Origin of the sequence: Flavobacterium subsaxonicum WB 4.1-42 = DSM 21790, from assembly GCF_000422725.1 — a bacterium.
Classification (GTDB): Bacteria; Bacteroidota; Bacteroidia; order Flavobacteriales; family Flavobacteriaceae; genus Flavobacterium; species Flavobacterium subsaxonicum.
Window position 1 is genome coordinate 271,355 of record NZ_KE383911.1, and the last position, 12,328, is coordinate 283,682.

General features: G+C 40.3%; 17 protein-coding genes. 9 read left to right on the forward strand and 8 right to left on the reverse strand.

Translation table 11 applies throughout. The features are described from left to right. Positions 1 to 6: 6 nt before the first annotated feature. From G509_RS0119660 to G509_RS0119670, 3 genes are all read right to left on the reverse strand, one after another. Complete coding sequence (locus G509_RS0119660) at positions 7 to 711, reverse strand: DUF4290 domain-containing protein (RefSeq protein ID WP_026993101.1); 705 nt, start codon at positions 709 to 711, stop codon at positions 7 to 9. Positions 712 to 729: 18 nt separating this feature from the next. Next, the gene (locus G509_RS0119665; protein WP_026993102.1) at positions 730 to 1,014 is read right to left on the reverse strand and encodes a DUF493 family protein; all 285 of its coding nucleotides are present in this window, start codon (positions 1,012 to 1,014) and stop codon (positions 730 to 732) included. Positions 1,015 to 1,207: 193 nt separating this feature from the next. Beyond that, positions 1,208 to 1,519: a hypothetical protein gene (locus G509_RS0119670; RefSeq protein WP_026993103.1), complete on the reverse strand. Its 312-nt coding sequence runs from the start codon at positions 1,517 to 1,519 to the stop codon at positions 1,208 to 1,210. Between the two features lie 544 nt (positions 1,520 to 2,063). On the opposite strand from G509_RS0119670, the gene G509_RS0119675 reads away from it, so the two are divergent. The 4 genes from G509_RS0119675 (at position 2,064) to G509_RS0119690 (ending at position 4,246) form a co-directional block, all read left to right on the forward strand. Further along, positions 2,064 to 2,363 carry a hypothetical protein gene (locus tag G509_RS0119675; RefSeq protein WP_026993104.1) on the forward strand — a complete coding sequence of 100 codons (300 nt, stop codon included), beginning with the start codon at positions 2,064 to 2,066 and terminating at the stop codon, positions 2,361 to 2,363. A gap of 116 nt (positions 2,364 to 2,479) precedes the next feature. Beyond that, positions 2,480 to 3,412 (forward strand): 1-phosphofructokinase family hexose kinase, encoded by a 933-nt coding sequence (locus G509_RS0119680; RefSeq protein WP_026993105.1) that lies wholly within the window; start codon positions 2,480 to 2,482, stop codon positions 3,410 to 3,412. 180 nt (positions 3,413 to 3,592) lie between these two features. Then, positions 3,593 to 3,874, forward strand: a complete 282-nt coding sequence (locus tag G509_RS0119685; protein ID WP_026993106.1) for a hypothetical protein — start codon at positions 3,593 to 3,595, stop codon at positions 3,872 to 3,874. A 147-nt stretch (positions 3,875 to 4,021) separates the two neighbouring features. Further along, positions 4,022 to 4,246, forward strand: a complete 225-nt coding sequence (locus G509_RS0119690) for a hypothetical protein (protein ID WP_026993107.1) — start codon at positions 4,022 to 4,024, stop codon at positions 4,244 to 4,246. A gap of 254 nt (positions 4,247 to 4,500) precedes the next feature. Here G509_RS0119690 and G509_RS0119695 read toward each other — a convergent pair whose 3' ends face one another. Together G509_RS0119695 and G509_RS0119700 are read right to left on the reverse strand one after the other, a co-directional pair. Further along, positions 4,501 to 6,135, reverse strand: coding sequence for an ABC-F family ATP-binding cassette domain-containing protein (locus G509_RS0119695; protein WP_026993108.1), 1,635 nt, complete (start codon positions 6,133 to 6,135; stop codon positions 4,501 to 4,503). 41 nt (positions 6,136 to 6,176) lie between these two features. Next, the gene (locus G509_RS0119700) at positions 6,177 to 6,836 is read right to left on the reverse strand and encodes a DUF6563 family protein (RefSeq protein WP_026993109.1); all 660 of its coding nucleotides are present in this window, start codon (positions 6,834 to 6,836) and stop codon (positions 6,177 to 6,179) included. Positions 6,837 to 6,960: 124 nt separating this feature from the next. Here G509_RS0119700 and G509_RS0119705 point away from each other — a divergent pair, with 124 nt between their 5' ends. Further along, positions 6,961 to 7,158, forward strand: coding sequence for a hypothetical protein (locus G509_RS0119705; RefSeq protein ID WP_026993110.1), 198 nt, complete (start codon positions 6,961 to 6,963; stop codon positions 7,156 to 7,158). Here G509_RS0119705 and G509_RS0119710 read toward each other — a convergent pair whose 3' ends face one another. Next, on the reverse strand, positions 7,159 to 7,812 hold the full coding sequence (locus G509_RS0119710) for a hypothetical protein (protein ID WP_026993111.1): 654 nt from the start codon (positions 7,810 to 7,812) through the stop codon (positions 7,159 to 7,161). Between the two features lie 131 nt (positions 7,813 to 7,943). On the opposite strand from G509_RS0119710, the gene G509_RS0119715 reads away from it, so the two are divergent. Continuing rightward, positions 7,944 to 8,498, forward strand: coding sequence for an IMPACT family protein (locus tag G509_RS0119715; RefSeq protein ID WP_051200390.1), 555 nt, complete (start codon positions 7,944 to 7,946; stop codon positions 8,496 to 8,498). A gap of 67 nt (positions 8,499 to 8,565) precedes the next feature. Here the strand turns inward: G509_RS0119715 and G509_RS0119720 are convergent, their stop codons facing one another. Then, entirely contained in the window at positions 8,566 to 8,964 is a 399-nt protein-coding gene (locus G509_RS0119720; RefSeq protein WP_026993113.1) for an acyl-CoA thioesterase, read from the reverse strand. A 189-nt stretch (positions 8,965 to 9,153) separates the two neighbouring features. On the opposite strand from G509_RS0119720, the gene dnaA reads away from it, so the two are divergent. The 3 genes from dnaA (at position 9,154) to G509_RS0119735 (ending at position 11,880) form a co-directional block, all read left to right on the forward strand. Beyond that, positions 9,154 to 10,581 (forward strand): chromosomal replication initiator protein DnaA, encoded by a 1,428-nt coding sequence (dnaA, locus tag G509_RS0119725; protein ID WP_026993114.1) that lies wholly within the window; start codon positions 9,154 to 9,156, stop codon positions 10,579 to 10,581. Further along, entirely contained in the window at positions 10,581 to 11,054 is a 474-nt protein-coding gene (locus G509_RS0119730; RefSeq protein ID WP_026993115.1) for a low molecular weight protein-tyrosine-phosphatase, read from the forward strand. The genes dnaA and G509_RS0119730 overlap by 1 nt, the downstream gene beginning before the upstream one ends. Positions 11,055 to 11,154: 100 nt before the next feature. Then, positions 11,155 to 11,880 carry an SAM-dependent methyltransferase gene (locus G509_RS0119735; RefSeq protein ID WP_026993116.1) on the forward strand — a complete coding sequence of 242 codons (726 nt, stop codon included), beginning with the start codon at positions 11,155 to 11,157 and terminating at the stop codon, positions 11,878 to 11,880. Between the two features lie 14 nt (positions 11,881 to 11,894). Here the strand turns inward: G509_RS0119735 and G509_RS0119740 are convergent, their stop codons facing one another. Further along, positions 11,895 to 12,320 (reverse strand): arsenate reductase ArsC, encoded by a 426-nt coding sequence (locus G509_RS0119740; RefSeq protein ID WP_026993117.1) that lies wholly within the window; start codon positions 12,318 to 12,320, stop codon positions 11,895 to 11,897. Between the last annotated feature and the right edge of the window lie 8 nt (positions 12,321 to 12,328).

The window sequence follows — 12,328 nt, forward strand, 5'->3', positions numbered from 1 at the left end:
AAAAAATTAGGGTTTACGGTTGTTGTTGTTTTGGTTGTTATTACGTCTGTCGCTGGCATTGCTCCTTTGCATTTTTTGCTTGGGATTAATGCTAAACTGTGTTTTGTTGCTAAGTTTTTTGTTAACCTTCATCAGGTCGGTAGCGTTAGAAAGCTCCTCATCGGTAGCCTGCAGGTTTATCTTACCGCCGGATAGTTCTTTAAGGTGCTCAAAAATAACATCGTCTTTAACGGTATCTTTGTTCCAGCTTAAAAACGACTTTTTCATGTGGTTGGCAATCACAATAATAAGTGCATTTTTCATTTCGCCCTCCGGCCAGCTGTTGGCAACATCTATCATATACTTAATGTTGTTGCCGTAAAAGCGGTATTTAGGAAAATTTTGCGGATACCCCAGCGGTGTAGGCTTAAGGGCAATAGTCTCTGGCGATGGCGTTGGGTACGGGCTATCTACATCGAGCTTAAAATCAGACATTATAAATATCTGGTCCCAAAGCTTGTGCTGAAAATCGGGCACATCGCGCAGGTGCGGGTTAAGGCTGCCCATAACCCCAATTATATAGCGTGCCGCTTTATTGCGCTCATCTCTATCCTCCAGTTCTATGGCCTGCTTAATAAGCTTTTGCAAATGGCGGCCGTATTCCGGAATAATAAGGTGAGGCCTTTCGGCATTATATTCAAGAAAATTAATAGCTTCTTGTGTATTGTACATGTTGTGTGTTGTAGTTTATTATAAAGATATAATACCTTCTATAGTAGACAGCGCTATGTATTTATCTATAATTTGCTGCGCGCCGCCCATACGTACGTTTATAGAAACACTGGTATATTTTCCGGTTTTAGATTGTGTTGTTTCTATAACCGCACCCATATTATTAAAGGTTTCTTCTATCTGGAGTACTTTTGCAGGGTCAGACGGTACTATAAACTTAAACAGGTATTCGGCAGGCCAGTTCTCTGATTTTGCCAGCTCTTCTTTAAGCCTTGCGTAAAATTCTTCGCTTTTGTTATCCATTCGTAATAAAAAATAAAGGCAAATATACATTAATCCCGCCACAACTTTATTAGTAAAAAGGTGTGCAGGCATTATTTTGCCAAATTAGTAACTCTATTTTAGTGTTTAAACAGCCTGTTGTGCAATAATGCCTGTTAAAACAACAAGTTAAGCTTAATTTTGCGTACTGCAAAGCGCTAATGCAAAAAAGGTGCTACCCCTTTGCGTTGGTAACTATAATAACAGTAATGGTTACAGAAATTACTGCCATTGCCATGTAGCTGAACCGTATAATTTTTGCAAGCAAATCCTTTTTCTGAAAAAGCTGTATAACCGCAAACAGGGCAGAGCCCATAAGCAGGTTTAAAAATATCCAGGTTAAAAATATTTTAGACAGCGAGAGGCTCTCGGCATCCAGCGTATTGGTTAAGGCAAAGGCCAACAGCACGCCAAACACCGGTAACCATATAAAATACAGGGCCACCAGCACATGAAAGGCTATGTGTTTAACATCGTAAGTTTTCATTTCAGGGCGTTTTTGGAGGGTTTGTGTATAGTGCCGCAGGAGTACATTTTACTGGTAAAACGCCTGAAACAGCGGCACTATATTTTACAAATATAAACTTTTTTTTTACCCGGCAATTTTGGGGCATTTATTTATTAAATCTTTCAGAAATAATAATAGTACCACTCTAAAGTGTCGTTTAACTGCTAAAAAACATCTTTAAAAATCTTAAAATTTCAACCAATTGTAAGAAATATCACAAAAAACAGATTGTATGTTTTAAAATAATTATCTCGTTAAAAATTACTTAATAAATAAACATCAATAAGCCTGCCAAAAGTGCGAACTCCCTGTAATAAAGGGCAAAACATAATGTACCGCAGGCACAGCTATAGCTATAGTGCTTAAACAGCTAATTTTTAGATGTATAATATTGTAAGAATATTTAATAAATATTTAACACCTTGTATATAATTACTAATAAATCTGTATATTTATACCCTAATTTTTTGCCCCACAATAAATTACCGATTACGCCCAATTACTAATTTTTACTAATGCACAAATGAAGCTAAAAGAACTTAAAACATGGCTTAACAAGCTCTCTGACGAAGAGCTGGAAAAAGAATTATTGTACAACTCATTAGACTACGGCATATCTGGCACGGTTACAGAAGTTAACCACTCTGACGACGATTTGTATTACGTTGGTGATGAGCCCATTTTACTGCATAACCGCGAAGAGCTTTTAAAACGCGGCTTTACAGAAAAACAAATTGCCGAACTTGATGTAGAGATACCCGAAGGCTGCTACTATATAGAGCTTAGCAACGAGTACAGTATTATAGAGCGCTTTATTAGCTAAAATTGTTATTACATTTTTTATTGTTGCCGTACTCTTAACATAGCGTTAAGTAGTGCGCAGGCTTTTAATTGCTATATTAGCTATTAAACCAGGCCTTAAAAAACAGCTTTTTAGCAATGATAAAAAACATAGTAACCATTACGCTTAACCCCACCGTAGATAAAAGCACCACGGTAGAAAACCTTAAACCCGAGAAAAAACTGCGCTGCACCCCGCCCAAATACGAGCCGGGGGGCGGTGGCATTAATGTTTCGCGCGGGCTGGCCCGCCTTGGCATAAAATCGGTCGCGCTTTTTACCTGCGGTGGCCGTACCGGCGAGCTGCTGGAGCAACTGCTTAAGGAGGAAAACGTTACTACAAGCACCATACCTACCGCTGCCGAAACCCGCGAGAATTTTATTGTGGTAGATACATCGCACAACGAGCAGTACCGCTTTGGTATGCCCGGCGAAGATATTACGGCCGCCGAGGTTAAAGATATTGCCAAGATTATACATGGCCTCTCGCCTACCCCCGAAATTGTGGTTATTAGCGGCAGCCTGCCCCCGGGCATTGAACCGGCCTTTATTGGCATGCTTGTACGCGAACTGAAAGAAAAGGGCGCTAAGGTTATTGCCGACACCTCTGGCGAGGCGCTGACCGAAGTGCTTAAAGAAGGCGTGTACCTGCTTAAACCTAACCTGGGCGAACTGAGTACCCTTACGGGGATGAAGGACTTGGATAACGAGAGTGCCGATGAGGCCGCCAAACAGCTGATCGACGAGGGCAAGGCCGAAATTGTGGTGGTGTCTCTGGGGCCGCAGGGTGCCTACCTTGTTAGTAAAGACGAGAGCATACACGTGCCGGCACCATCAGTCAAAAAACTGAGTACCGTTGGCGCGGGCGATAGCATGGTGGCCGGTATGGTTGCCATATTGGCACAGGGCGGCAGCCATAAAGATATGGCCCGTATGGGCGTAGCCTGCGGATCTGCCGCTACCATGAGCACCGGTACCGGGCTGTTTACTAAAGAGAATGCGGAGCGGTTGTATAAGTGGCTGTCGAGGTAATTTTGAATTACAAATTTTAAATTACGAATTACGGGAGGGGAAAATACAAATCACAAAATACAAGCTCCAAAAAATAAGCCCGTAAATACTAAGCAATTGCTACAGGCAGTCTAACTATCTGCCAATCTAAAAATCTACACATCCAACAATCTATTAATCCAATCATCTAAAAATCAAATTATGAAATACCAGGAAGCTAAAGATATATTCGACGAACTTAAAAACTTTGAGGGCAGGGCTACCTTTAGAGGCGAAGAGACTATTATAGACTATTTTGTGCTGCTGCCTAAGCCGGAGCTGGAAGACTTTGATATTAAAGGCTTTTTAGATCAGTATACCTCTACCAGCAGCTTTGAGATTGAGGGCAACCACAACGAGGCCTATACTATTATAGGTATTAACGAGCAAAAACCGGCTTATTTTAGCGATGCCGATTACCTGGCAAAGTTAACGGTTTGGTAAAACGCATAAAATTTACTCAAACGAAACAGTACTGGTGTTAGCAAAAATTTTGTTAACAAAATTTAATGTTTTATTGGCTTTTTGTTACCAAAATTTTAAAGGTTTATAGTCCATCTTTGTAAAACAAACCTTCTAAAGCAAATTGCTATGAAAAAGAACATCGACTTAGCCACCATCAAGAGTTTTATCCTTACAAATGCCCTTACCGAGAATGTGATGCTGATGCTTCACCCGTCTAATTTTGACAAACTGGTTACTAAAGGCAAGAGAAAAGTAAAATCGCTTTGCATTTCGGGCATTAATATTATTGCCGATGATAACAACGAAATTAGCGAAGGAGAAATTGATATCCTGGAAGTAAAATTCAATTAATTTGAATCTATAATTACCTTTACTACTATCATACAAAAAAGGCATACGTTTTTACAACTTATGCCTTTTTTTGCACCTAAAAATATACCAATCGGTATATTTTTATTTTAGAACGATAAAGTGTCAAAATAATATACCGATTGGTATATTATTGGTTATTATTATACAATACACGCTACACAAAACACAAAAAAAGAGGCGCTAAACAGGCGCCTCTTTAACTGTAACTCATGATCGAAAAGTGAAATATTAACCTATTTTCGCTCTATCTCTCTAAGGTTTTCTATCTTTTTAATTTCAAGGAAACCTTTAATACCTTCAAAATGCTCTTTAACACGTTTGTTGCCAAATTCGAACACCTTAGTAACCAGTCCGTCAAGGAAATCCCTGTCGTGCGATACCAGTACCAACGTACCGTCAAAAGCGTTAAGGGCATCTTTAATAATGTCTTTAGTCTTCATATCCAAATGGTTAGTAGGCTCATCCAAAATAAGCAGGTTAACCGGCTCCAAAAGCAGCTTAATCATGGCAAGGCGGGTCTTCTCGCCACCCGATAACACCTTGACTTTCTTGGTAGTATCGTCTCCGCTAAACATAAAAGCACCTAATATATTTTTGATTTGCGTACGTATATCACCCTCGGCAATACGGTCTATCGTTTCAAACACAGTAATGTCTTCATCTAACATAGCTGCCTGGTTCTGAGCAAAGTAACCTATCTTAACGTTATGACCCAGTTCCATTTTGCCCTCAAAGTCGATCTCGCTCATAATGGCCTTAACCATAGTCGATTTACCTTCGCCATTCTTACCTACAAAGGCTACCTTCTGGCCACGCTCTATAACCATATTGGCGTTATTAAACACGGTGTGGTCGCCGTAGTTTTTGGTAAGCGCCTCTACCACAACAGGATACTGCCCAGAGCGTGGCGCAAGCGGAAATTTTAGGCGCAATGCCGATGTATCTACTTCGTCAACCTCCACAAGATCAAGCTTTTCCAGCATCTTAACACGGCTCTGCACCTGTAGTGTTTTAGAGTAGGTACCCTTAAAACGCTCTATAAACTCCATGTTTTCAGCAATCATCTTCTGCTGCTCGTCGTAGGCCTTCTGTTGGTGGGCACGGCGGTCTTTTCGCAGCTCTAAGTAGTGCGAATACTTGGCTTTATAGTCGTAAATACGGCCCATAGTAACCTCTATGGTACGAGTTGTTATGTTATCTACAAAGGCCCTGTCGTGACTTATAACCATCACAGCCTTAGCACTATTGATAAGAAAATCTTCCAGCCACTGGATGCTTTCAATGTCCATGTGGTTAGTAGGCTCATCCAGCAAGATCAGGTCGGGTTTTTGTAAAAGTATCTTGGCAAGCTCAATACGCATACGCCATCCGCCACTAAATTCAGATGTTGGGCGATGAAAGTCTTCGCGCGTAAAGCCAATGCCCACAAGCACTTTCTCTACTTCGGCCTCGTAGTTTATCTCTTCTATAGAGTAAAATTTCTCGCTGAGTTCCGATACCTTTTCGATGATTTTGTAGTACTCATCACTCTCATAATCAGTACGTACGGTTAGCTCTTCGTTAAGGGCATCAATTTCGGCCTTCATTTTAAAGATGCCTTCAAACGCTTTAGATGTTTCCTCAAACACGGTGGCGTTATCGTGCGTAAGCAAATGCTGTGGCAGGTAAGCAATCACAGTGCCCTTAGGAGATGATATAGAGCCTGTTGAGGGTTTGTTTTCGCCGGCTATAATTTTTAGCAGTGTACTTTTACCGGCGCCGTTTTTACCCATAAGGGCTATTTTATCGGTCTCGTTTATAGAAAAAGAAACATCGCTAAACAGCGTGGTACCGCCAAACTGTACCGAAAGTGCATCAATAGTAATCATTTACATCTAAATTTTAAAGCCGCATTGATTTGTAACGGCTATTATTTTTCGAGTTCGTTAATTGTTATAAGGTATTTTACAAGCGTAGCCTCGCTTTTCATGTCGGGTTCTGCCTCAAAGCGAGCCTTAACATTGGGGTATTTTTCAAGCAATGCCAGTAGTGTAGTTTTAGAAAGCACCTGTTTTTTAGCGGTTTGCATATTATAAATAAGCGGCAGCCTCATTACAGCTTTTTCTCCACCGCCAATAGCACCACCCAGGCCGCTGCCCGGATTGGCAGAAAAATCAGGGTCTACTATCATACCCAACTCTTCCTGTACACCCTTAGCAAAAGGATATTCTGGCTTTAAAAAGCAATATTTACCATACACCTCTACTTTTGCATACCAGGCGTATCCTGTTAAAGGCTTGGCATTTAGGTAAAGGGTATCTTTTTTAAACACACCCCAAAGCTCTTTTTTAATAACCGAAGTCTTAACCTGCTTATCTTTAGTTTCTACTTTATAATCGTTGCCCGCCCACATTAAAATATCGGTTCGGGTTCTTTTTATAACCTCAAAATCAGACTTGTATTGCGGGTTATTACTCAGAAACTCTGAAGCAGACGTATAACCACCCTCTTTAGTGCCGGCCGGAAACTGGGCTGCAGCCTGAAGGATAAAAAACAACATAAAGCCTAATATCCCCAAACATTTTTTCATCTTCATTGTAACTTTTGGTTTTTAAAGCCGCAAAGATAATGTAATTAGCACATTACGCAAATGCGAATTTGCTTGCATATCACAGTAAATTTTGCTAAATTTATGATAACAAAACACAAACGTCATGAAAAAATGGGTCCGTTCCGGCCTTGTGTGGGCCGGCCTTTTATACGTAATTACTATGGTTATGTTTCCGCTAATAGACCATGAGCGATTTGACCTTGCCAAAATACTGTTGGGCATACCCCTATGGGCGGTAGTAGGCTTAATTATTGGCTACCTTTTTGACAAAAAGAAAAAGAAGAAGGTGATAACTAAGTAGTTATGATATCCACAAGTTTATGACGCTAAGCAATCGCCATTTACCCTCAACATTTTCCATTATTACAAAATCGCCTGAGCCGCAAAGTCCACCACAGTGATGAGCTATGTAAAAAACAGCAAAATTTTGACTGTAAGTTATTTGAGATAATTCAAAGACTGATTTTGAACCATATTTATCCTTTATTTTGTTCCATCCTTTATCAATATTTTTACCATTTTTAAAGAAGGAGCGATACTCTTGCAGAGTAATTGTATTAATTTTCGCATTACTTATAAGCTTTAAAAGCCCCATATCGGCATCAAAATTAATATTAGCATTCTTTCTAAATTTTGTAATAACCTCCTTAATTTCAGGTTCATTTTTAAACCTGTGGATAAAAACAGAATCTTTTCCTGACTGAAAATACAAATAATTAAAGAGATAATCACAGGGTGGATCGTCAACTAATTCATCAACGAACTTAAGATCATTACTATCTGTATTATTGTTATAAAGAACTATTAACGACTGTAAAGAATCTAATTTGGGGCCATAAAACTGCGCTAATTTGTTATTAAGTACCGTAGAATAAATAGAATAGCTATTATCATTGCTTTGTGCAAATCCAACAACCGCGTAAAGTAAAAATAAGGTTAAGGTGATATTTTTCATAGCGAAGTATAATCCATACAAGTATACTCAATTTTTGGTTTCGAATAACTTAACTAACTTTGCAACCTGTAAAGTTTAACCCTGATTTGGAAAAAGACACCTATAAAACCCTTGCCACACCATCGCCCGAAATGCTGTTTAAAGAAAAGAACAGTAAGTTTTTTGGCTACGCCTACCCGGTTACTACCGAAGACGAGGTTAAGGCACTGCTTGCAGATATCAGGAAACAGCACCACTCCGCCAGGCACTGGTGTTACGCCTTTCAGCTTGGCACAGAAACTGTTTACTACCGCGCTAACGATGATGGCGAACCCAACAACTCTGCAGGTATGCCTATTTACGGGCAGATACAAAGCTTTGGCGTTACTAACGTTCTGGTTATTGTGGTTCGATATTTTGGTGGGGTAAAACTGGGTGTAGGCGGACTCATTTCTGCATACCGAACTTCAGCCCAAATGGCTTTGGAGGAATCTGAAATCATCGAAAAAACCATCGATTCTTACTTTACACTTGCTTTTGGCTATGCCGATATGAATCGCGTAATGCGTATTATTAAGGAGAAGAACCTGAATATTGTATCGCAAAAAATGGAGAATGATTGCGAAATTACCCTTAGCACCCGAAAGCAAAATGCCCCAATGGTACTTGAGGCACTGCAAAATTTGTATGGAATTACGATAAAGTAAACAGTCACAGTCGCAGTTTTCAGTCCCAAAATTAACTGCAAATTGAGACTGCAACTGCGACTAAAAGCTACTTAACGAGCTTCTCTTTTACATAGTCTGGCGGTGCTACCGGGCGGCCGGTTTTCATGTCTACAAATACCAAAACCGAGTTGCCAATTGTTAATAACTCTCCCCCCTCATTGTATATTTCGTAGTCAAATTCTATCTTAACCGACTCCTGTTTTTTTAAGATAGTTCTTACAGTTAAGAGATCATCATATCGGGCCGGTTTTTTATAATTTAATGTTAAAGAAACAACAGGCAGCATAATACCGTTCTCTTCCATAAACTTATAGCTAAGTCCAAGATTTCTAAGCCATTCTACCCGCCCCATCTCAAAGTATTGCGCGTAATTGCCATGATATACAACCCCCATCTGGTCGGTCTCTGCATAGCGGACACGTACTTTAAATTCGTGAAAATTCATATATTTTAAATGTTAATTTTTTATTAATTTTAGGTTTAGACGCTTACAATATTTTTTTATAATAATCAATACGCCTTTTGTTTTTTTTTACTGATTTTTGTGACCATATTTGTTCTCCCTAAAAGGAATGATTTTCCAGCATTCCCTTTTGTAAGACAACTTTTAATAAACAATTAATTATCAGGATATATGACTAAAACTGCGCAATCGGTATGGGATAACTGTCTGTTATTTATAAAAGACAATATTCAGGATCAGGCCTACAAAACCTGGTTTGAACCCATCAGGGCAGTTGAGTTAACCGACGGTGCTTTGTATATCCAGGTGCCCAGCAAATTCTTTTACGAGTGGCTGGAAGAGCACTATGTTAAATTATTAAAAGTAGCCCTTACTAAAGAGCTTGGCAATAGCGCAAAGTTACTTTATAAAATTAAGATGGAAAACACCTTTGGCAACAAACAGCCCTTTACAGAGCAGTTGCCAAGTGCCCACCGCGCACCTGTTAAACCACAGGAAGTTGATTTTCCGTTACAAAATAAAAACCCGGAGCTTAAAAATCCGTTTGTTATACCCGGCATCCGTAACCTTAAAATAGAGTCGCAGCTTAATGCAAATTACAGCTTTGACAACTTTTTTGAGGGCGACTCTAACCGCCTTGCCCGTTCGGCAGGATTGGCTGTTGCCAATAAACCGGGGGGTACATCTTTTAACCCGCTGCTTATATTTGGTGGCGTAGGTTTGGGCAAAACCCACCTTGCGCACGCTATTGGTATAGAGATTAAAGATAAATACCCGGATAAAACTGTGCTGTACATATCGGCAGAGATCTTTACCCAGCAGTATATCGACTCGGTTAAGCGCAACACCCGTAACGATTTTATTCACTTCTATCAATTGATAGACGTACTTATTATAGACGATGTTCAGTTCCTTTCAGGCAAAACAGGTACTCAGGATGTGTTTTTCCACATCTTTAACCACCTGCACCAAAACGGCAAACAGGTTATCCTTACATCAGATAAGGCACCGGTAGACATGCAGGATATAGAGCAGCGATTGCTATCGCGCTTTAAATGGGGCCTTTCGGCAGAATTGCACCAGCCTGATTATGAAACACGTGTATCGATACTTAAAAACATACTATTTGGAGACGGCGTAGAAATGCCCGAAGAAATTATAGAATATGTAGCCCGCAACATTAAAAGCAATGTGCGCGAGCTTGAAGGTGCCATAATATCGCTTATTGCACAGTCATCTTTCAACCACCGCGAGGTAACGCTTGAGCTTGCCAAAATGGTGGTAGAAAAATTCGTAAAAAACGTTAAACGCGAGATTTCAATCGATTACATTCAAAAAGTAGTGTCAGATTATTTCCAGCTTGATGTAGATACCCTGCAATCTAAAACCAGGAAACGCCACGTTGTACAAGCCAGGCAGCTTGCCATGTTTTTTGCCAAGAAGTTTACCAAAGCATCTCTTGCAAATATTGGCTCGCAAATTGGCGACCGCGACCACGCTACCGTACTGCACGCCTGCAAAACCGTAGATAACCTTGTTACTACAGATAAGCAGTTTAGAAAATTTGTAGACGATATAAACAAAAAACTATCGGTATAATGCCCGTTAAAATTTTAATGGTTTGCCTGGGTAACATTTGCCGCTCTCCGCTGGCAGAAGGTATACTGCAGTCTAAATTACCTACAGATAAATTTTTGGTAGATAGCGCCGGTACAGGTAACTGGCACGCAGGCCAGGGTCCGGATCCAAGATCTGTAGCCACTGCAAAAAACCGTGGCCTGGATATTAGCTGCCAAAAGGCACGCCAGATCAAAAAAGCTGACTTTACAGAATTTGACCATATTTATGTTATGGACAGCTCTAACCTTAAAGATGTTACGCAGCTTGCCCCAACCCCACAGGCTAAGGCCAAGGTTAAACTGATGATGGACGAGATTTTTCCCGGACAGAAAGTTGATGTGCCCGACCCTTACTACGGTGGCCCCGAAGGTTTTGACAATGTATATGATATGCTTGATGATGCCTGCGAACTTGTAGCCGCCAAGCTTTTAAAAGAACACCACATACAATAGTACCTCTACTCTTGCACTCTATTTATCTTTATTAAAGTAGCAATTAACCCGAAAGTAAGTTAATTAATATGCCTATTTTTGCAATTATCTAAACAAGAAGATGAATACACCATCCCCCAAAGGAAAATTATACTTATTGCCTGTGCCGCTTGGCGAAGAAGGCGATACTAAAGATGTGCTGCCACAGGCTATAGAACGCGCCGTTGATTTTATAGACCATTACATAGTTGAGAATGAGAAAACAGCACGCCGCTTTATAAAAGCCATACTGCCCACTAAAAAGCAACCCGACCTAAAACTGTCGGTTTTAAATAAGCATACAAAACCATCTGAGCATAGTGGCTTTTTACAACCCTGCATGGAAGGTAAAAATGTTGGCCTGATGAGCGAAGCCGGTTGCCCCGGTGTAGCCGACCCCGGTGCGGCCATTGTAAAAATTGCCCACGAAAAAGGCATACAGGTGGTTCCGCTTGTGGGGCCATCTTCTATATTGATGGCAATGATGGCCAGCGGCATGAACGGGCAAAGCTTTGCTTTTAACGGCTACCTGCCCATAGAAAAAGGCGAAAAAAGGGCTGCTTTAAAAAACTTTGAGAAACTATCTCAGGATAAAAGCCAGTCGCAACTATTTATAGAAACACCCTTTCGCAACAACAAAATGCTCGAAGAGGTTTTACTGGCACTGCAACCTACTACCCACTTGTGTATTGCAGCGGATATTACGCAACCTACCGAATTAATAAAAACAAAAACGGTAGCCCAATGGAAAAAAGAAATACCCGACCTGCATAACAGGCCGTGTATTTTTATTATCCATAAGTTTTAGAGAGAGGTACTTAACTACTGAGATACTGAGAGATTTTGCTGAACGAAATTTTCAGAATATTCTTTTATCATACCCCTTACCCTTCTGAATTCATCCATAATTTCTTCTTCTGACCCTGTGGCTTTTGCGGGGTCAGGAAAATTATAATGAAATTTTTTAGCCTGCGTAGGGAAAAAAGGGCAACGCTCTTTTGCGTTATCGCATACGGTAATTACATAGTCAAAATTCACATCAAAATACTCTTCGATGTTGTTAGAGGTGTGTAACGATATATCCAGCCCATCTTCACCCATAACAGCAATAGCCTTAGGGTTAACGCCATGCGTCTCTACACCTGCGCTGTATATGGTAGCTTTATCTTTTGCAAAGTACCTTAAATATCCCTCGGCAATCTGGCTTCGGCAGCTGTTGCCGGTACATAATACTAATATATTTTTCATAACGTAAA

What these genes read in the sequence shown, in the direction of transcription:
- G509_RS0119660 (WP_026993101.1), bottom strand. Translation starts at nt 711, where the DNA reads ATGTACAATACACAAGAAGCTATTAATTTTCTTGAATATAATGCCGAA.
- G509_RS0119665 (WP_026993102.1), bottom strand. Translation starts at nt 1,014, where the DNA reads ATGGATAACAAAAGCGAAGAATTTTACGCAAGGCTTAAAGAAGAGCTG.
- G509_RS0119670 (WP_026993103.1), bottom strand. Translation starts at nt 1,519, where the DNA reads ATGAAAACTTACGATGTTAAACACATAGCCTTTCATGTGCTGGTGGCC.
- G509_RS0119675 (WP_026993104.1), top strand. Translation starts at nt 2,064, where the DNA reads ATGAAGCTAAAAGAACTTAAAACATGGCTTAACAAGCTCTCTGACGAA.
- G509_RS0119680 (WP_026993105.1), top strand. Translation starts at nt 2,480, where the DNA reads ATGATAAAAAACATAGTAACCATTACGCTTAACCCCACCGTAGATAAA.
- G509_RS0119685 (WP_026993106.1), top strand. Translation starts at nt 3,593, where the DNA reads ATGAAATACCAGGAAGCTAAAGATATATTCGACGAACTTAAAAACTTT.
- G509_RS0119690 (WP_026993107.1), top strand. Translation starts at nt 4,022, where the DNA reads ATGAAAAAGAACATCGACTTAGCCACCATCAAGAGTTTTATCCTTACA.
- G509_RS0119695 (WP_026993108.1), bottom strand. Translation starts at nt 6,135, where the DNA reads ATGATTACTATTGATGCACTTTCGGTACAGTTTGGCGGTACCACGCTG.
- G509_RS0119700 (WP_026993109.1), bottom strand. Translation starts at nt 6,836, where the DNA reads ATGAAAAAATGTTTGGGGATATTAGGCTTTATGTTGTTTTTTATCCTT.
- G509_RS0119705 (WP_026993110.1), top strand. Translation starts at nt 6,961, where the DNA reads ATGAAAAAATGGGTCCGTTCCGGCCTTGTGTGGGCCGGCCTTTTATAC.
- G509_RS0119710 (WP_026993111.1), bottom strand. Translation starts at nt 7,812, where the DNA reads ATGAAAAATATCACCTTAACCTTATTTTTACTTTACGCGGTTGTTGGA.
- G509_RS0119715 (WP_051200390.1), top strand. Translation starts at nt 7,944, where the DNA reads ATGCTGTTTAAAGAAAAGAACAGTAAGTTTTTTGGCTACGCCTACCCG.
- G509_RS0119720 (WP_026993113.1), bottom strand. Translation starts at nt 8,964, where the DNA reads ATGAATTTTCACGAATTTAAAGTACGTGTCCGCTATGCAGAGACCGAC.
- dnaA (WP_026993114.1), top strand. Translation starts at nt 9,154, where the DNA reads ATGACTAAAACTGCGCAATCGGTATGGGATAACTGTCTGTTATTTATA.
- G509_RS0119730 (WP_026993115.1), top strand. Translation starts at nt 10,581, where the DNA reads ATGCCCGTTAAAATTTTAATGGTTTGCCTGGGTAACATTTGCCGCTCT.
- G509_RS0119735 (WP_026993116.1), top strand. Translation starts at nt 11,155, where the DNA reads ATGAATACACCATCCCCCAAAGGAAAATTATACTTATTGCCTGTGCCG.
- G509_RS0119740 (WP_026993117.1), bottom strand. Translation starts at nt 12,320, where the DNA reads ATGAAAAATATATTAGTATTATGTACCGGCAACAGCTGCCGAAGCCAG.